The organism is Methanothrix sp. (genome assembly GCF_024518575.1).
In the GTDB taxonomy this organism is placed as follows: Archaea; Halobacteriota; Methanosarcinia; order Methanotrichales; family Methanotrichaceae; genus Methanothrix_B.
Map to the genome: position 1 here is coordinate 1 of NZ_JANIHG010000028.1, position 18,562 is coordinate 18,562.

Below are 18,562 nucleotides of genomic sequence, written 5' to 3' on the forward strand. Positions count from 1 at the left end.
TTCTTGAAACAGAACACACAAGAGGGTGCGGATCTTCAGCCAATCAGGCCAGAATTGAAGATCCGCAGGATGCTAAGTAACATTTTTAAGCTAGAAAATAAGATTGAAATCACATGAGATGCCAGATGTGCGGTCGGGATCTTGGGGAGGACGATGTGTACGTACATGATGGAGAGACTCTCTGCGAGGACTGCTATATCGAGGCGAGCCACAGGATACGCGTGTGCGATCCATGGGGCGAGTACTCAGCGAGGACATTCAGGAAGATGCACGGGCTCAAGGGAGATGAAGGCCTCACAGAGATCCAGAAGAAACTGTACAATCTGGTGTGCTCGAGAAAGCTCACGCGGGAGGAGCTTCAGGCAGAGCTGGGGCTGACCCCGCAGAAGCTGGAGAACGAGATCGCGATCCTGCGGCACTGCCAGCTCGTGAAGGGCAGACGCGAGGGAGACAAGGTATACATAGTTCCCTGGGAATACACAGGCTGCGATGAAGCTCCCTCCAGTGAAGGTGCGCAGCGCATTTGACGTCAAGTGGCTCTGCCACAGGTTTATTTCTCCCATCTGCCTCGAAGAGAAGAGGCGCGTAGAGCATCTCTCTTTTCTCAAAGATCACTGGTCCAGCAGGGAGGAGGAGCAGAGGAAGATAGATCTCGGAGAGAGGGTATCATTCGATATAGCCCTGCCGATACCCGCCCGGGACAGGGGTTTCGCTGAGACGTGCGGGGGCGTGGAGCTCTTCTGGGAGATCTTCGAGTGCAGGAGATGCGGAAGGTGCTGCTACACCCCAGGCGCAGGTCTGGTGCTTGAGGAGGGGGATATAAGGAGGATCGCGGAGTTTCTGGGCTCGAAGAAGCGTCTCAGATCGATGTGCAGGAAGGGCGAGGATGGGACATGGATACTGAAGCAGCCCTGCCCCTTCTACGACAGGAATGAGGGCTGCAGGATCTACGAGGTCAGGCCGCTGACCTGCAGGCTATATCCCCTCCATCCACCGCTCAGGGATATGCCTTTCAACCTCGCTGTCGACTCCTTCTGCCCTGCAGCCAGGGAGGTGGCGAAGAAGACACTGGGCTGGTGGGCGGTCTGCGAGAGGCACTGGGCCGAGATAGTGAAGGCATCTCATGAATGATTTCAAAATCCCAGCCCGATCTGGAATGTTTCCCTCGACCACACAGCGCTTTGAGTGCGCACCTGTGCGGATGGAGAGGCGATCCGCATTAAATCATGCCTGAGGCGCGCATGTGATCGATTATCTCAGCGAACCCCTCACCGAAGGGGAGCTCTGCAACGTACATCGCTGCTGATTTGACAGATGGATGCGCATTGCCGACAGCTGCCGGAAATCCTGAGATCTCCATCATCGGTATGTCGCTCGGGCTGTCGCCGATGGCTGCGATGCTTTTAGCTGGAATCCCCAGTATCTCAGAGATCCTCCTGAGACCTGTGCCCTTTGTTATCCCCCTGTTCTTTATGTGAATGGCAAAACCGGTATCGACAAGATCTACAGGTATGTTCAGCGACTCCAGATACCTGGAGGCTGCATCCACATCAAAACCGCGGATGAGCACGAGATCCGTGAGACGGTACCTAGAATCAAATTTTTTTATGCCGAACCTCTCTTTGAGATGCTCATACGCCTCGTCGCATATTTTTCTGTCTCCAACGATCTCTATTCTGTCATCCGAGGAGATCACGCCGCCGTTCTCTGCGACGAAGTTTCTCACCCCAAAGAGCACCGCAGCAGCTCTGGTGAAGCAGTGGGTGTTGCCTGTCACGAGTATCACAGGCACCTCAAGCTCCCTGATGACGCTGACAGACACCGGGCTCAGAACCCTTCTCTCATCTGTGAGCGTGCCGTCGATGTCAACGGCAACTGCCTCAATCAATCCCTGAGACCCTCCATCGTCACGGAGAAGACCGCTTCGCCGTCAGGCAGGTTCGGCGAGTCGACGAGCCTGGCTATCCGCTTGTCTCCCTTCGACTTTCTGAGATACACCCTGAAGGTAGCGGTGTGGCCGAGCACATGGCCTCCAACAGGCTTCGTGGGGTCGCCGAAGAAAGTGTCTGGCTTTGCCATCACCTGGTTTGTGACAAGTATCAGCGCGTTGTTCAGATCCGCAAATCTCATGAGGTCGTGGAGATGCTTGTTGAGCTTCTGCTGCCTGTCAGCAAGAGTGCCGCGGCCGACGTACTCAGCCCTGAAGTGAGCTGTCACAGAATCGACTATCAATAGCCTCACAGGGTGTTCGGTCTCCCTGAGGCTCTCTGCAAGCTCCATTGCGCTCTCAGCCAGCAGAATCTGATGGTTCGAGTTGTAGGCCCTCGCGACATGTATGTTCTTCAGGAAATCCTCAGGCCGCCAATCGCGATCTGCTATCGCCCTGAGCCCCATGACCATCTGCGATATCCTCTCAGGCCTGAATGTGTTCTCGGTGTCTATGATGATCGCAGACCCGTTCAAACCGCCGAGCTCAGGCGGGAGCTGGACGTTCACAGCGAGCTGGTGCGCCACCTGGGTCTTGCCAGAGCCGAACTCGCCGTAGAGCTCCACTATCGCCTGGGTCTCCATGCCGCCTCCGAGAAGCTCGTCGAAGTTCCTGCTGCCTGTTGTGATCTTGCCGACGAGCTTCCTGCGCTCCAGAACCTGGTCGCCGGTCTCGAACCCTCCGATATCTGCGGCCTCCCTCGCTGCAGCGATTATCTTCGCAGCGGTGGCCTCGCCAACCTCGGCTGCTGCAACAAGCTCCCCCGGAGAGGCGACTGCTACAGCCTCTATTGTTGTAAACCCCGCCTCCCTGAGCTTCTCCGCGGTGGCAGGCCCAACACCGGGCAAATCCTCCAATAGCTTCATCTGTGCTTCCTACCCCTTATGAATATAACACGTTTATCCAGGCGGCGCGAAAGTGATCCTGCTCCTCCGGCCGCAGCTGATCTCCAGCTCGCCATTCCAGCCGTTCTTGACCTGTCCGCCCATTATCTCGACCCTGTAGCCGAGATCCGCATTCTCCAGCAAACGGTGAAGATCCCCCCAGAGAGAGACCCTCACGCGTCCCGTCTCATCTGTGACGTTTATGCTTGTGACATGCCCCTTCGTGCCATCCACTCTTTGAAACTCCCTGAGCTCGCCGATCCCGGTCAGGTACCCGGCTATGTTGCACACCTCTCCAGCCCTGAGATCTGCGATAGGCGTGAAGCGCTCATTGTACTGAACCTCTGAGGAGCTCTTTCTTATCAGAGTGTACCTGCTGGTCTGGAGCTCGATGAATCCGTATCTCTCCCTGGAGCTGCAGTTTACGATCTCGAGAACATCGCCCTCCGAAATATCGATGCGCGCATGATCGTCCCAGAGGGTGATGCTGATGCTCCCGGTCTCATCTCCGAGGAGCATGCTTCTGACGAGGCCACTCGAGCCGTCCTTTCTTATGAACTCCCTCGCCTCTCCCGGGTCGATGACCTTCGCGATTATGCTGATCTCGCCAATATCTGGCTTTATCTCCGCGATCTTCATGGGCTCGACCCTGACCTTTATGTCCCTGTCAGCCTCCTGGATGCTGCAGCCTCTACCGATGCTTATCTCAGTCCCGGATCTTCCGAGCCTGGGGAAGCCTCTGACCTTGAGGCACTGGTCGACCCTGATATCCCCGGATGTTATCAGATCAGTCGCATCATCCCAGAGTGTCACCTTTATCATCCCGGTCTCGTCGCCCATGGTGAGAGATGCGACCCTGCCAGTGGAGCCATCCGACCGGCTGAACTCCCTCACCTCCGAGATCTGAATCACCCTGCCGATGAACGTGACCGCACCTGACTCTGGACGGATATCCTTTATCTTGGTCAGGATCTCGCCAGCCCCGAGCTCATGTGCGACGAGCATGGCTGCCGTCAGAGGATCACACAATCCGCCCATGAGGGAGACCTTCTCGTTAACCCTGGACTCGAAGTCCTCGATGCTTATCCGATCCGAGACCTGCCTGAAGATCTCCTCGAGCTGATCGTCCATCCGACACCCTCTTTTGCCAATCTGTGCTTCCTCAATGCTCCTTCAGGTACTCGGCGCCGCATCTGTCGACGAAGAGGTCGCATACCTCTGCAGGATCCCCATCCGCGATTATCTCCCCGCTCTCGAAGAGTATCGCGCGGTGTGCGACCTCCCTCACAAGATCCACATGGTGGCTGACGATGATTATGGTTGTGCCGTACCTCGCCTGGATCCTCTTCATGGCGTTTGCAACATCTCTCAGAGTTATGGGATCTATATCCCCGAAGGGCTCATCCAGTATCAGTATGCTCGGATTCGCAGCTAGCAGTATCGCGAGCGATGCCCTGACGCTCTCCCCCCCGCTCAGCTGCTCAGGGTACTTGTCCAGTACCGCGGTATCGAGATCCATTATCCTGAATATCGGCTCCGCGAATCTCCTCGCCTCTGTGTCCGGAAACTTCGGGAAGAGCTCCGATAGCACATCCCTGCTCAGGCCCAGCTTCTCGAGAACCGCCTTCGCCTCGTCCTCACGCATATCTGTGAGCGTGTAGAGCATATCCAGGACGCGATCGCTGATCCCTATCTCTGTGGCGACCTCCCTCGCATACTCGATCACATGCTGTCCCTTGACTCCTAGCTTGTACGCTATCTGCTCCAGGATTGTCTCGTGGGGCATCAGGGCGAACTCCTGGTACATTATGCCCAGCTTTCTCCTGATCTCCATTCTTGTTGGCGAGTATGTGGTTATGTCGACCCAGCCGTCCTCGTGCCTGTAATAGATATGGCCATCATCCGGCATCCTGAGGCCCTCGATCATCGTGAGCAGCGTGGTCTTGCCTGCGCCGCTCGATCCTATTATGGCTGTGGTCTCGCCCCTGTTTATGTTCAGCCTCAGGTTTGAGATCCTGAGAACCTCGCCTGTTCCAACGAGATAGTTCCTCTTGAATAGACGCCTCACCAGTATCTCCGGCTCAGGCCGCTCCGGCCTGCGCGGAAGTGGCACTGCCGGACCGATCTTGGAGAGAAACATCCTGAGGACCTCAGACGGCTCGCCGATCGTTTTGATCGATCCGCCGTCAAGCCATATGAGACGATCTGCGAGGTATCTGTGTATCTCCGGGAGGTGCGATACAACAAGCGTTGTCAGGCCGAGCTCCTCGTTCACCTTCTTTATTGTATCCAGGACCTCCTGCTTAGTTTTTGGACAGGCCATTGTGGCAGGCTCATCGAGCAGAAGCAGCCTCGGCTTTTTCGCAAGCTGTCTCGCTATCAGAAGCCTCTGCTTCTCTCCGCCGCTCAGAATCGTCGCGAGATGGTTCGCCTTGTGCCCCAGTCCCACAAGCTCCAGGAATCCCTTCGCCTCCTCGTAGTACTCATCGTATCTGGCGTCCTCTGGTATCGGCAGAGCCTCGTAGCCTGTCTCCCTCGAGTACACTCGCCTAACGACGTTCTTTATCGCGGATTCTGTCCACAGGCCGAACTCACGCTGGAGGTGTATCGCTGTTATCCTCCGCTGCTGCATCCTGACGTCCTCACCGGACTCAGGGGTGATCTCGAGGCCGTCTATGACGATCCTGCCAGCATCGAAATCCTCTATGCCTCTGAGTATCCTCATGAGGGTGCTCTTGCCACCGCCGCTCTTCCCGACGATTCCCAGGATCTCACCCTCATTTGCGGTGAAGCTGACATCCTTCAGAGCGAGAACCTTCCGCCCCTTCACATCGTATGTCTTGCAGACTCCCTCGACCTCAAGCATCCTTCAACACCTCAGCGAATTACCTGATCCCGGATCCGGGTGGAACCTCTCTATCAGGCCTGAGAAGCACAGCATTTCCATTTATGTCTGCCGCAAGCAGCATCCCCCTCGACTCCACGCCAAATATCTTCACAGGCTCAAGGTTTGCGACAACCACCACCTGCCTGCCCACGAGCTCATCAGGGCTGTACATCTTCGCGATTCCAGCCACGATCTGGCGCCTCTCGCCTATGTCGACAATGAGCCTGAGAAGCTTATCCGATCCCTTTATCCGCTCTGCCTCAAGAACCGTGCCAGCCCTCAGGTCAAGCGCCTTGAACTGGTCGAACGATATCATTGGTTTCTCCTCCACCTTCTCCTCAGCCCCCTCTGCCCTGCGGATGCGCTCCCTGAAGATCTCCTCTAGCTTCTTCACTGTTGAGTCTTCCATCCTGCTGAATAGTATCTTCGGGGTGCCCAGAGCCTGACCCTCTGGTATGGGCTGAGCCGCATCTCTGAACTGTATATTATCGAGAGAATCCATCCCGAGCTGGCTCCAGGCGACCGCCATCTTGGACGGCATGAACGGCTCCATGAGTATGATCATCGCCTTCGCCATCTGGAGACAGTTTCTGAGCACAGATCCAGCTGCCCTTCGATCTGAGCGTATCAGTTTCCACGGCTCATGCGACTGGAAGTATGTGTTCGCGTAATCTGCCAGAGACAGAACAGCATCAGAGGCCCTCTTGAACTCATATTCCATAAGCGATGAAGATACCTCATCGACACTCCTCTCTATTCTCTTCATGACCTCAGGGTCCAGCTCACCCTCAGGGACCTTCCCGTCGAAGTTCTTCACCGCGAAGGTTATCGCCCTGTTCAGGAAATTGCCGAAGGCGCCCACGAGCTCTGTATTTACCTTCTCCTGCAGGATCTTCCAGGAGAAGTTCACCTCCTTTGTGTGAGATGTATAGCTTGCAAGATAGTACCTGAGATAATCGGGCTCAAGACCCTGATCGATATAGTCGTCCTTCACCCAGACGACATATCCGCGGCTCTTCGAGAACTTCTTGTCGTCGATCTTGAGCATTCCGCTCGCGACGACATCGCTCGGAAGAGTGTAGCCAGCGCCCTCGAGCATGGCTGGCCAGAAGATGCAGTGATGATATATGATATCCCCGCCTATGAAGTGGATTATGCGGCTCTTCCCGCGCCAGTACCTCTCCCACGGCACGTCATGCGATCTGCACCACTCCTCTGTGAATGAGATATAACCGATGGGCGCATCTACCCAGACGTAAACGACGAGATCCTCGCTTCCCGGAAATTTGACGCCCCAGCTCATGTTTCTTGTTATGCACCAGTCCTTCAGCTCCTGTCGGACCCATTCAAGAGCGTAATTTCTCGCGCTTGCGGTGCCGCCGAGCCTCTGGAGGTAATCGAGAAGGAAGTCCCTGAATGCTGAGAGCCTGAAGAAGTAGTGCGTCTGCTTCCTGTACTCAGCCCTGGAGCCGCATATCTTGCATACCGCCTCCTTTATCTCCCCTGGCTCCAGGTGCCTCCCGCAGCCCTGATCGCACTCGTCACCTCTCGCTGGCACACCGCAGTACGGGCATATTCCCTCAACGTATCTGTCGGGGAGGAACCGCTCGCATCTCGGACAGTACGCCAGCTCGATCTCTCTGGGATAAACATGCCCCCTGTCCATCAGAGCCCTCACGATCTCCTGAGTCCTGTGATGATTCGACGGGTCATCTGTACATCCGAAGTAGTCGAACCTGACGTTGATGCTCCTGAAGACATCCTCGAAGTGTTTGTGGTAGAACTCCACAAGCTCCCTGGGGCTCATGCCCTTCGATTCGGCATTGACCACTATGGGAGTGCCATGGGCGTCTGATCCGCAGATGAAGAGGACGTCGTGGCCCATCCTCCTCAGAGCTCTCACGAATATATCCGCCGGAACATACGTTCTCAGATGTCCTATGTGGGCCGGGCCGTTCGCATAGGGCAGACCACATGTGACCAGAATGGGATCGTTATCTGTGGGCAACTATGAACACCTGGCTCCACTATTAAGCTAAGGGAGATATAGGTTTTCCTTCTGCTGTGGATCGACCACAAAAGCATCCAGCGCGCATTACAATTAATTTCCACGAAACATATATATATTGAACAATCTTGTATCTCCTGTGGTGATGGGGTTGAAGAAGGTACCACTGCCCGATCCCAGCGATGAGCAGGAGGAGTTTTATTCCATACTGATGGAGCTTGGATTCAGGAGAAATGTTGCCAAGGTTCTCACATATCTCGCAGGGGTTGTCGAGGCGACATCGAGGGACATAGAGACGAACTCCGATCTGAGGCAGCCAGAGGTGAGCATCGCCATGCGAGAGCTCCGGGAGCTGGGATGGATCTCCGAGAGGGACGAGAAGAACCCGGGGAAGGGCAGGCCCTACAGGATATACAGGCTCGAGAAGAGCATCGACGAGATAATAAATTACCTGGAGGATCAGAAGCTGCAGGACATTGAGGGGACAATGCGCCAGATAGAGCGGCTCAAGGAGCTCAGGAGTGCGGAGGCGCGCGGGGCTTAGCTTCAGACTGCATCAATCCACAGGACCGATCACATGCAATAAACAGAGAGGTTGATCAAGACCCAGACAGGCATTCGCATGACACGCATTTTGATTACAGATTAAAATTATAATCTGATCTATGATGGTCTGACTATGCATCAGCAGGATACTGTTAAATGGCACCGAGATATATTATCTGTGTAATCACTGCCTCACTATCAAAAAATCTATATACTAATTGCGCAGTAAAACCAAATAAGCATGTAGAGGGGATGGCATGAAGTCCATAATCGACGAGGCCCTGAGCAGGGCCGAGCGGGAGGGAAGGGCGGAGCCCACAAGTGCCACAGATGAGGATCTGGTCTCGATCCTCGAGGGTCTCACCACAGTCATAAGGGTGATAGGCTGCGGTGGAGGGGGATCCAACACCATAGACAGGCTATCTGAGGCCGGCATCCAGGGGGCTGAGCTGTACGCGATAAACACAGACGCCCAGCACCTTCTCCACATCAACGCTGACCGGAGGTTCCTGATCGGCAGAAGGACGACCAGAGGCCTGGGAGCCGGGAGCCTGCCTGCCATCGGGGAGGAGGCCGCTCAGGAGGATATCGAGCAGATAAAGGCGGCTGTTCAGGGCGCTGACATGGTTTTCATAACATGCGGCCTCGGTGGGGGAACAGGCACAGGTGCGTCGCCCGTGGTCGCTGAGGCTGCCAGGGAGGCTGGCGCGCTCACCATAGCGATAGTGACGCTTCCCTTCAGCGCGGAGGGCTCGATAAGGATGGCGAACGCCGAGGCCGGCCTGAAGAGGCTGAGGGAATCTGCTGACACCGTCATAGTCGTTCCGAACGACAAGCTCCTCGAGGTCGCGCCAAACCTGCCGCTGCAGGCGGCATTCAAGGTGGCGGACGAGGTCCTGATGAGATCCGTGAAGGGGATAACGGAGCTGATCACCAGGCCCGGGCTGATCAACCTCGACTTCGCGGATGTCAAAACTGTAATGTCCCATGGCGGCGTGGCGATGATAGGCCTCGGAGAGGCAGATGGGGAGGAGAGGGCCAGGGACTCTGTGATGAGGGCTCTGCGCAGCCCGCTGCTTGATGTGGACGTCTCCGGTGCGACGTCTGCGCTTGTCAATGTTGTTGGCGGGCCGGACATGACCATTGCGGATGCGGAGATGGTCGTCGAGGAGGTCTACAGCAGGATCAACCCCGATGCGAGGATCATATGGGGCGCTCAGATCGATCCTGAGCTCAAGGGCACGATAAGAACAATGCTTGTTGTGACCGGCGTCTCTTCCCCGCAGATACTCGGCAGGGACGAGGGAAGGCGCGTGGTATCGAAGCACGGGATCGACTTCCTGAGCAGGCGCGCACGGTACTGAGTCAAAGGACGTGAAGATTGATGTTGGCAGAGAGGGTGACCAGCGAGCTTGAGATGCTCAAGAGGCATCTGACGATCCTGAAGTGTGTGGTGGAGAACGAGCCCATAGGCATACTCAAGCTGGCAGAGGAGACGAAGATACCGAGCCACAAGGTGCGCTACTCTCTCAGGGTCCTGGAGCAGGAGGGGCTCATAGCTGCCTCCGCTCCGGGGGCGATCACCACTTCTGCAACCGGCCCGTTCCTGGAGGGGCTGGATGCGATGATAGATGAGATTGTGAAGGCGACGCTGGAGCTCAAGCGCATCGAGATGCCACGCAAGCGCAGGGAGGTGTGATTCAAAGAGATCAGCAGCGCTATCTCTTTGACCTGTGCCATCAAGCAGAGCACTAAAAGAGATCAGCGCTTCGGCTGGAACATCCTCATAGGGCACCGGTCAGAGTCCCTGCCCGCCTGGGTCTCGTTCCCCAACGTGGTGCACATACCCTTATTCTTATCAATGGGCTGGTAGAACCTGCAGTCTCCACATGTTGGCATATCGATCACAAAGTTATCTGCTGTGGATATAAAAGTTCATCCCCGGCGCGCTCTGATGCGCCCACCGGGTGACATCTCAATTCAGATCTAAAGTGATGGATGGTTGCAGATGCGTTTCGTCGTGCTTTCCTGGTGATCACCTGGACTCAGATCAAATCCTCAGCGTGTACGACCTTCCTGCGGCGAAGTATCTTGTCTGTACGTAGCTGTAGCCGCCCTTGAGGACCGCGATCTTGTGGTTCATGTTGCCCAGAACCGTGAAGCTGATGGTGCCATCGATCAACCCATCATCTACGTCTCTGTATCGGTATGTATCATCCACAAAAACATCAAACCCTCTGAGCGTGCCTGATGTCACGGTGATCAGGGCAAGTCCTGCGTAATCCGGAGGAACATATCTGCCGCCTGTTACGTCGATGATCACAGCATTGCTCGGTAGATTGTCCTTCACAAAGAGCAGTATGTGCCGGCCCGGTGTATCGCCATAGAATCTCAGATAGCTGTATGTGCTGAACCAGTACCTCCTGGTGTCCGTGCTCCCGCTCGGGTATATCTCGATGAGGTCTCCAGGTCCCGCATAAGGTGTTGTCGCAACCAGTGAGACCGTGTCGCCCAGCGGGCAGGTCGTGTACTGCCTCCAGGCACGGCCGTCTGCTATCCACAGAGTGTTCGCGCCCGATATCATTGATCTGTATGAGGAGAAGCTCACCTCTTTGGTGCCGAAGTAGACAGCCTGAGGCTGATTCTCCTCCAGATCAAAGCTCATGAGCGCCTCTGGGGCGGAGTCGCCGGAGGGCTGTCCACTGCTCACATCCCGCGCATACGAGACATCCCCTGAAATCGGAATATCTCCCTCGATCTGCCCTTCAGTCCACTCCTCGGCCAGCCCGCCTGAGAGCAGGAGCAAGAAAAGAGGAAAGAGCGTTTTCCACGATAGCATGACATACACTTAAATTTTATGTTATAAAAATTTTTTGTGATTTTCTATATCAGATTGTTCCGGCGGTCGAATTACCGGAAACCGACAAACTGCAGCCCCGAATGTCTGGTCCGATCCCCAGGCCAGGACGGGATGTAACCAGCAGTTTCAGGCGCTCCGAATATCAGTTTCTGTAGATCAACTGGCGGCGTTGCAGAGAACCTCTGGCCCAGTCGATGTGCTGCAGGTCTTGATCTCATAATTACAAATCACAGCATTGCCATCCATGCATGCTCGAGATGCGCTGAAGATAGCTTCACATTTTTGCGTGCCGCCACTCAGGCGATGCTCTTGCATGGCCATCGAAAGGTTTACTTACTGACAGGCCATCCTCCCATCCGTATCGGGTGATACTATTGCAATTACTTCTGATACATTCAGACTTCATAGAGTTCGAGGCGAAGAAGCCAACAAAGTTCGCAGAGGAGGTGCCTGAGGAGGCAAAATCGGGCAGGCTTGACGAGGCACTCTGCGCATTCATCGCGGTTGAGAAGTTCGATGAGGATGATCCTGACGCTGTTGTGGCCCAGGCTGCCGGCGAGATCGAGGATGTGGCAAAGAGGGTCAATGCGGAGCGGATAATGCTCTACCCCTACGCGCACCTGAGCTCAGCGCTCTCCTCGCCGGAGACTGCTGTGCGCGTTCTCCGGGATCTCGAAGCTACGCTTAAGAGCAGCTTCGAGGTCGCACGCGCACCCTTCGGATGGTACAAGTCATTCACGATAAGATGCAAGGGCCACCCGCTCTCAGAGCTCTCCAGATCTATAAGGCTCGGCGAGGGTGAAGTGGTATCCCAGGCCCTCAAATCCGAGGCGAAGGCGGTATCGCACTGGCGGATCATGAAGAGGGGCGGAGAGATGGTCCCTCCAGAGGAGTTTGATTTCAGGGGGCACGAGCGGCTCGAGAAGTTTGTGAGGTATGAGATAGAGAAGAGCCGTGCGGTCGACAAGATCCCGCCACACGTTGAGCTCATGCGACGTCTGGAGCTTGTGGACTACGAGCCCGGCTCTGATCCGGGAAACATGCGGTACTATCCGAAGGGACGGCTAGTGAAAGCACTTCTGGAGACCTACGTCACCGAGAGGGCTCTCGGGATGGGCGCGATGGAGGTCGAGACGCCGGTGATGTACGACATGGACCATCCGACGCTGAAGAAGTACCTGGACAGGTTCCCGGCGAGGCAGTACGCGATAGAGGCCGACAAGAAGCACCTCTTTTTAAGATTCGCAGCCTGCTTTGGCCAGTTCCTGATGGGGCATGATATGACCGTCTCCTACAGGTCACTGCCGCTCAGGATGTTCGAGCTCACACGATACAGCTTCAGGCGGGAGCAGCGCGGGGAGCTCGTCGGGCTCCGCAGGCTGAGGGCATTCACAATGCCTGATATGCATACATTCTGCAGGGACATGAGCTCCGCGATGGAGGAGTTCAGGAAGCAGTACGAGGCCAGCATATCAGTGCTCAAGGACGCAGGCCTGGATCTCAAAGATTATGAGGTCGCGATAAGGTTCACGAAGGATTTCTACGAGAACAACCGGGCGTTCATAGAGGGGCTTGTTGATATCGTGGAGAAACCGGTGCTCATAGAGATGTGGGACGATCGCTTCTTCTACTTCGTGCTCAAGTTCGAGTTCAACTTCGTGGACGCGCTCGACAAGGCGAGCGCTCTATCCACAGTGCAGATAGATGTCGAGAACGCAGAGAGGTACGATATCGGCTACGTTGATGCAGATGGAAACAGACAGAGACCGATAATCCTCCACTGCTCACCATCAGGCGCGATAGAGCGTCTGATGTACGCGCTCCTAGAGAAGCAGGCGATGATAGCTGCAAACGGCGGCGTACCCATGCTTCCCACATGGCTCTCGCCGACGCAGGTCCGTATCATACCCGTGGCGGAGCGCCATCACGCCAGAGCGATGGAGGTCGCAGAACAGCTGAACTTCAGGGTGGATGTGGACGACAGAGATGAGACTGTGGGGAAGAAGATCAGAGATGCAGGAAGGGAGTGGATACCCTACGTCGCTGTCATAGGAGACGAGGAGCTGTCCACAGGGCTTCTGACAGTTACTGTGAGAGCTGATTCGGGAAACAAGAAGATCAGGATGAGCGTGGAGGAGCTGCGCGCCAGGCTTCAGAGCGAGACCGCAGGCAAGCCATGGAGAAGGCTTCCCCTGCCGTTGAAGCTCTCCGAGAGGCCTAAGTTCGTCTGAGGCCTCCGCGTATCCTTATAAGAGCTGATGAGATCATTGCCACCATAAATGCAGCCGCTCCAGCCCCTGGAGCTGCCCTTCTCTCTGCGTCGCTCTTCTGCTCTGCCTGCAGACCGCCTGATCTGTTCATGCTGTTATTTAACTCAAAACCGCTCAAATTTTCCTGAGCTTGAGAGAACGCAATAGGTGAGGCGCCGTAAATCGGGGATGATAGGTTGAACGTGGATCTCGCCACCGCCTCGCCCATGATGTTCTGGACCCTGAGCTGGAGCGTGTATCTGCCTGGAGCTGCGGGAACCCGCTCGATATGCGGTTCCAGCACGTTAATATCGCCAACAAGCGTCTGGTTTTTCTGACCGGTGACCGTGCTGTTCTTCCAGAGGAAGAACGCAAGCTTGCTCCCGGAAGCAAATGATATGTTCTCTCCTCTGGAGTAGTAGATCCTCCCATCGGTTCCGATGATCCTCTCAATCCTGCCGGCCTGGTCGAAGAAGACGCCCACGTTCGCAGAGTAGGAATCGTTGGTGTAAAGAATGGCATTCGTCGGGGTGATGTCTGCATCCGGCACAACCATGTCGTTCATCACAGGCACGGTGCCGTTCCAGGTCCACTCAAACCTCCACGTGTCGCCTGAGCCCCTGCCCGTGGATATCTCCTTCAGCGAGACAGTCCTCCCGAGGGGATCTATGACCTCAGCGAGCATGCCTTTCATCTCGCCAGCCTTCACTGTGGCATTGAATGCGACAGGCGGTGCTGCATCAGGCGAAACTCCAAGCTGGATTATCCTCGGCATGGGAACGACGTATGCCACTGTGTATGGGAAATACCTGAGCGTATCGTTGTCCGCTACCGCGAGATACAGGCCCCTTGTCACGCCCGGATACTCAGGCCAGATCTCAACAGACGATCCCTTTCCCAGGGACTTCGACTCGTCATTCACCATGTAAATGCCCTTCGGGGTTGTGAAGATCACCATATCGCCTATCTTGGAGCCGCCCTCGATAGGGAGGTAGATCTGATCTGAGATCTGGAAGACGCCATCTATGACCGCGATCTGTCTCTCACCATCCCTGAATATCTCCCCGACATGAACTGCAAGCACCGGGAGATCTTTGATGTCGAAGACGTCCTTCTTGTAAACATAAGTCGAGTTCGAGCTGATGGTGCTGTTGTCCACGATCCTGTTGTTCTTGAGAAGACTCACGAAGATCCTGTCCTTGCCGACGTCTCTTATGAGAAGCGAGTATCCATCTCTGAAGAAGTATATGTTACCTGATGTCGCTATGTCCTGGGCATCGGTGTCTATCAGAATCCTCCCGAGGCGCTCGTACTCGAACATGCTCTTGCTTCCGATCTCGGAGCTGGTGTTTCTGCCGTATCCCGCGAACCAGAGCTCTCCGAATAAGCTCAGGACGTCATACTCTCCCCACGACTCGCGCTCGAAGCGCTTCGGCTGGATGTATGTGTAGTACAGCATCCCCCTCATGGAGCCCACTCTGGATCCGTTCATCTCGACAGGCACTATCGGCCCGAACCGCGGGACGACCCGTCTGTAGCTACCGTTCAGAACGAACGTCTCGCTTCCGATCATGTCCTTGTCGTCGAAGTAGAATCCTGCGTAGTTCCTGTAATCCCAAACAGTGCTTACATAAGCAGGTATCTCCTCGATAATCCTTTGAACATGTAGATCTCCCTCCTGGAAGACGGGCCCTCTTATCATGTACCTCCCGTACTCGGTGTATATGCCGACCGGGTAGTATCTCAGAGTGGGGCTGTCCATCACCCTGAGAGCGAGACCGCCGGCGATCTGGACTAGGCTGTCAGGGCTCAGGGCGATATCGTCGCTGTTCCTGAGCTCAATCCGATCCCCGGATATGTCATTCACCTTCAGGAGTCCCACCCTGGTGCTGTCTGCGAGAACCACAGCGGGAGAGGTGCTCACCTGGAACAGACCATCGATGTCCACCCTGTCCTCATCTCTGCCGTGCATTCCAGAGCGGATGTGGAGCATAATCAGAGGAATCTTGCTCTCAGGATGCTTCCAGACATACGTCCCGCCCTCATCGACGACCGCGCGATCCACCGTTGAGCCATCCCTGAGCAGCTCTATGAACGCCTTTCTCCCGTCATCTGAGACTCCGCTCAGCGCCACGCTGTATCCATAACCGAGAATCAGAGGTTTCTCAGATGATAAAGTGTAGCGATCATCGGAATCTATCAGAACCTCCCGGAGCTCGCCCTTCTCCAGCGAGCTGATCTCCTCTGTGACTGGCCCTTCAAGATACCCTGCCAGGTACCGCTTCCCCAGGAAGCCTATCCAGAGGTACTCTCCCCAGCTTTCGTGCTCGAAGCGCTTCGCCACAGCATTGCATGAGTAGATGAGCCTCCCCTCCTCGATCGTTCTCCCTGTGGGAGTGATGGAGAGAGACTCGCTCCCCATGCCCTCCTTAAGGTCGTAGACGAACCAGCCGAAGTCCTCTGCGTTCCACACACCCTCCGCGGTTGCCATGTGGCCCCTGATCTCGGCGATCTCAGATGGAATCTGACCTGCAGAAACTCCTGCTGTGATGAGCATTACGCTGAGAACAAGGCCAATGTGTCTCGATGATACCATTTGCCAGCCCTCTGGATAACTCCTTATATCTACCTCTCCATGAGCTATGCGGAGTCTGTCATGTCACCTATTAAGCATGTTGCCATCTATGGCAAGGGAGGTATCGGAAAGTCCTGCATAGCATCAAACGTGGCTGCTGCATGCGCAGACCGTGGGGTCAGGGTCCTGGTCGTCGGATGCGATCCGAAGAGCGACTCCTCGATAAATCTCATCGGCAGAAGAATTCCCACGATGATGGACATGATCAGGGAGGGGAAGGAGATCCGTGAGGAGGATGTCGTCTTCACAGGGTACAGAGGGGTCAGATGCATAGAGGTCGGCGGCCCGGAGCCAGGCGTTGGGTGTGCTGGAAGGGGCATAATAGTGGCGATAGACTTCCTCAGGAAGGTCTCCAGGATAATGGATGAGGTCGACCTAGTGCTCTACGACGTCCCTGGAGATATAGTATGCGGAGGATTCTCAGCCCCCATAAGGAAGGGCCTCGTGACTGAAGCGTACATAATAACCTCTGGAGAGTATATGCCTGTGTACGCGGCCAACAACATATGCAGAGGCCTGAAGCGGCTGGGAGCAAAGCTGGCGGGTGTCGTCTGTAACTCCAGAGAGGTCGAGGGCGAGAGGGAGATCGTCGATGAGTTCGCCAGGGCGATAGGGAGCAGGATGGTAGCGTTCATACCAAAAGATCCGGTGGTCCAGAGGTGCGAGCGCCGGGCTGTCACTGTGATCGAGGGTGAGCCCGGGAGCAGCATCGCAGGAGTTTATCGCGCCCTCGCAGATCATGTTCTCAGCTGCAGCGATGCATCGGTGCCAGAGCCGCTGGACGACGAGAGGCTGCGTGAGATAACAGGGGTGTGAGCCATAGCGGTCTGCGCTCGAGGAGGTAACAGCATGCACATCCCGAGAATTGTCATAGCCGGCGACAGAAGCTCAAGCGGCAAGACCACGATAGTCGCAGGGCTTCTCTCAGCCCTTGTTCGCAGGGGCCTGAAGGTGCAGGCATTCAAGGTCGCCATGGACTACATAGATCCTAGCTACCACACATGGATCACAGGGAGGTTCTGCAGGAACCTCGACGGCTATCTGATGAGCGAGAGCAGGGTGCTGGAGATATTCGCTCATGCAGCCATGGATGCTGATATTGCTGTGATCGAGGGGGTTCGCGGCCTCTACGAGGGATATGAGGGGGACGCTGGATCCACGGCGCAGATCGCGAAGATGCTACGAGCGCCCGTGATCCTGGTTGTGGATGCGAGATCGATAACGAGAAGCGCAGCTGCTCTTGTGAAGGGATACATGGACTACGACAGGAATGTCCAGATCAGGGGCGTCATACTGAACAAGCTCGGTGGGGAGAGGCATGCTGATAAAGCGATCAGGGAGATCGAGCGCTACGCTGGAGTTCCGGTCGTTGGATCCATCCAGAGAAATGATGATATGCACCTCGCAATGCGTCATCTTGGATTGGTTCCTGTGACAGAGGGGAGGCTGAGACATCATGGATTCGACGAGAGGGTCTCCAGGATAAGAGAGATCGTCGAGATGAGTCTGGACATTAAGAGATTGATCGAGATGGCTGAGGAGGCCGAGGACCTCCAGGACGCTGATCCTGATCTTTATGTGAAGAACAAGCGCGGCATCGGCCTGAAAGTGGGCGTTGCTCAGGATGAGGCTTTCAACTTCTACTACAGGGATAACCTGGAGCTTATCGAGCTTTCGGGCGCTGAGGTCGTGCCGTTCAGCCCGATACGCGACTCCACGATCCCGAATGTGGATGGACTGTACATAGGCGGCGGGTACCCGGAGCTGTACGCGGAGGATCTCTCGAGGAACAGCTCTATGATGAGCTCCATCCGCGATGCACAGGCTGATGGTATGCCTCTGTACGCGGAGTGCGGTGGCCTTATGTACATGTGCAGGGAGCTGGAGTGGCCCCAGAATGGAGGGGGCTCAGCGCATCAGAACTCATATCAGATGGTCGGAGTGGTTCCAGCGCTCGCGCGAAGGGGCCGGAGGAGGATCGTGAGCTATGTGAATGGCGCTTTCGTAACCGATACATGCATCGGCAGGAGGGGGGACAGGTTCATGGGCCACGAGTTTCATCACTCGGAGCTCGTGGTTGATGGCGATGTGAGCTATGCCATCAGGCTCAGCCGCGGCACTGGTATATCCGGCGGGCTGGACGGAATAGTGGATGGAAGAATGATCGCAAGCTACTCTCATATCCATTCCGCCTCATACAGGGGTTTCCCGGACGTCTTCCTGGATTCGTGCCGTGAATACAGATATGATTCGTAGGCTCACCTGGGGTGGAGGGGCAGCGTGAACCCTCTCAGAAAGGATAGGAGTGTGGCTCGCCATGCTGTATCGAGAATGGTTTGGGGTTTCAGCGGTGGAAGCAGAAATATGATTACGTGAAACGGTGGGCAGCCGAATCAGTCTTCTCCGCCTGAAAAGAATATCTGGAGACCATGTGGTTGCGACGGGTGCCCGTGGTTCGATTATCAGCATGCCAAGAGCAGGTGAAAAGAATATCTGGAGACCATGT

Annotated in this window: 16 protein-coding genes; 8 read left to right on the forward strand and 8 right to left on the reverse strand. The window is 55.6% G+C overall.

Annotated features, from left to right (window positions below; translation table 11 throughout):
* Window positions 1–113 precede the first annotated feature (113 nt).
* Both NQU42_RS06285 and NQU42_RS06290 read left to right on the forward strand, forming a co-directional pair.
* The gene (locus NQU42_RS06285) at window positions 114–527 is read left to right on the forward strand and encodes an LIM domain-containing protein (RefSeq protein ID WP_296609957.1); all 414 of its coding nucleotides are present in this window, start codon (window positions 114–116) and stop codon (window positions 525–527) included.
* The gene (locus tag NQU42_RS06290; RefSeq protein WP_296609959.1) at window positions 490–1,131 is read left to right on the forward strand and encodes a YkgJ family cysteine cluster protein; all 642 of its coding nucleotides are present in this window, start codon (window positions 490–492) and stop codon (window positions 1,129–1,131) included. The genes NQU42_RS06285 and NQU42_RS06290 overlap by 38 nt, the downstream gene beginning before the upstream one ends.
* 88 nt (window positions 1,132–1,219) lie before the next feature.
* Here the strand turns inward: NQU42_RS06290 and NQU42_RS06295 are convergent, their stop codons facing one another.
* The 5 genes from NQU42_RS06295 to metG are packed head-to-tail and all read right to left on the reverse strand — an operon-like array spanning window position 1,220 to window position 7,766.
* A complete protein-coding gene (locus NQU42_RS06295) occupies window positions 1,220–1,888 on the reverse strand; it encodes a phosphoglycolate phosphatase (protein WP_296609960.1) in 669 nt (222 codons plus the stop codon).
* On the reverse strand, window positions 1,885–2,853 hold the full coding sequence (radA, locus tag NQU42_RS06300) for a DNA repair and recombination protein RadA (RefSeq protein WP_296609961.1): 969 nt from the start codon (window positions 2,851–2,853) through the stop codon (window positions 1,885–1,887). Before radA ends, NQU42_RS06295 begins: the two co-directional genes overlap by 4 nt.
* A gap of 33 nt (window positions 2,854–2,886) precedes the next feature.
* The gene (locus NQU42_RS06305; protein WP_296609962.1) at window positions 2,887–4,002 is read right to left on the reverse strand and encodes an OB-fold nucleic acid binding domain-containing protein; all 1,116 of its coding nucleotides are present in this window, start codon (window positions 4,000–4,002) and stop codon (window positions 2,887–2,889) included.
* Between the two features lie 31 nt (window positions 4,003–4,033).
* Window positions 4,034–5,737 (reverse strand): ATP-binding cassette domain-containing protein, encoded by a 1,704-nt coding sequence (locus NQU42_RS06310; RefSeq protein WP_296609964.1) that lies wholly within the window; start codon window positions 5,735–5,737, stop codon window positions 4,034–4,036.
* Window positions 5,738–5,756: 19 nt separating this feature from the next.
* The gene (gene metG, locus NQU42_RS06315) at window positions 5,757–7,766 is read right to left on the reverse strand and encodes a methionine--tRNA ligase (protein WP_296609966.1); all 2,010 of its coding nucleotides are present in this window, start codon (window positions 7,764–7,766) and stop codon (window positions 5,757–5,759) included.
* A gap of 151 nt (window positions 7,767–7,917) precedes the next feature.
* Here metG and NQU42_RS06320 point away from each other — a divergent pair, with 151 nt between their 5' ends.
* From NQU42_RS06320 to NQU42_RS06330, 3 genes are all read left to right on the forward strand, one after another.
* A complete protein-coding gene (locus NQU42_RS06320) occupies window positions 7,918–8,310 on the forward strand; it encodes an ArsR family transcriptional regulator (RefSeq protein WP_296609968.1) in 393 nt (130 codons plus the stop codon).
* Window positions 8,311–8,569: 259 nt separating this feature from the next.
* Window positions 8,570–9,676 carry a cell division protein FtsZ gene (gene ftsZ, locus NQU42_RS06325; protein ID WP_296609969.1) on the forward strand — a complete coding sequence of 369 codons (1,107 nt, stop codon included), beginning with the start codon at window positions 8,570–8,572 and terminating at the stop codon, window positions 9,674–9,676.
* 23 nt (window positions 9,677–9,699) lie between these two features.
* Window positions 9,700–10,011: a winged helix-turn-helix transcriptional regulator gene (locus NQU42_RS06330; RefSeq protein WP_366070219.1), complete on the forward strand. Its 312-nt coding sequence runs from the start codon at window positions 9,700–9,702 to the stop codon at window positions 10,009–10,011.
* A 62-nt stretch (window positions 10,012–10,073) separates the two neighbouring features.
* On the opposite strand, the gene NQU42_RS06335 is transcribed toward NQU42_RS06330, so the two are convergent.
* Both NQU42_RS06335 and NQU42_RS06340 read right to left on the reverse strand, forming a co-directional pair.
* Window positions 10,074–10,211, reverse strand: a complete 138-nt coding sequence (locus tag NQU42_RS06335; RefSeq protein ID WP_296609972.1) for a hypothetical protein — start codon at window positions 10,209–10,211, stop codon at window positions 10,074–10,076.
* A 151-nt stretch (window positions 10,212–10,362) separates the two neighbouring features.
* A complete protein-coding gene (locus NQU42_RS06340) occupies window positions 10,363–11,151 on the reverse strand; it encodes a hypothetical protein (RefSeq protein WP_296609974.1) in 789 nt (262 codons plus the stop codon).
* 395 nt (window positions 11,152–11,546) lie between these two features.
* Here NQU42_RS06340 and NQU42_RS06345 point away from each other — a divergent pair, with 395 nt between their 5' ends.
* Entirely contained in the window at window positions 11,547–13,403 is a 1,857-nt protein-coding gene (locus NQU42_RS06345) for a threonine--tRNA ligase (protein ID WP_366070216.1), read from the forward strand.
* Here the strand turns inward: NQU42_RS06345 and NQU42_RS06350 are convergent.
* On the reverse strand, window positions 13,390–16,017 hold the full coding sequence (locus NQU42_RS06350) for an S-layer protein domain-containing protein (protein ID WP_296609978.1): 2,628 nt from the start codon (window positions 16,015–16,017) through the stop codon (window positions 13,390–13,392). The two genes, NQU42_RS06345 and NQU42_RS06350, sit on opposite strands and share 14 nt — an antisense overlap.
* A 60-nt stretch (window positions 16,018–16,077) precedes the next feature.
* Between NQU42_RS06350 and cfbC the strand changes: the two genes are divergently transcribed.
* Entirely contained in the window at window positions 16,078–16,872 is a 795-nt protein-coding gene (cfbC, locus tag NQU42_RS06355; protein WP_366070221.1) for a Ni-sirohydrochlorin a,c-diamide reductive cyclase ATP-dependent reductase subunit, read from the forward strand.
* A gap of 33 nt (window positions 16,873–16,905) precedes the next feature.
* A complete protein-coding gene (gene cfbB, locus NQU42_RS06360) occupies window positions 16,906–18,312 on the forward strand; it encodes a Ni-sirohydrochlorin a,c-diamide synthase (protein ID WP_296609981.1) in 1,407 nt (468 codons plus the stop codon).
* Window positions 18,313–18,562 lie beyond the last annotated feature (250 nt).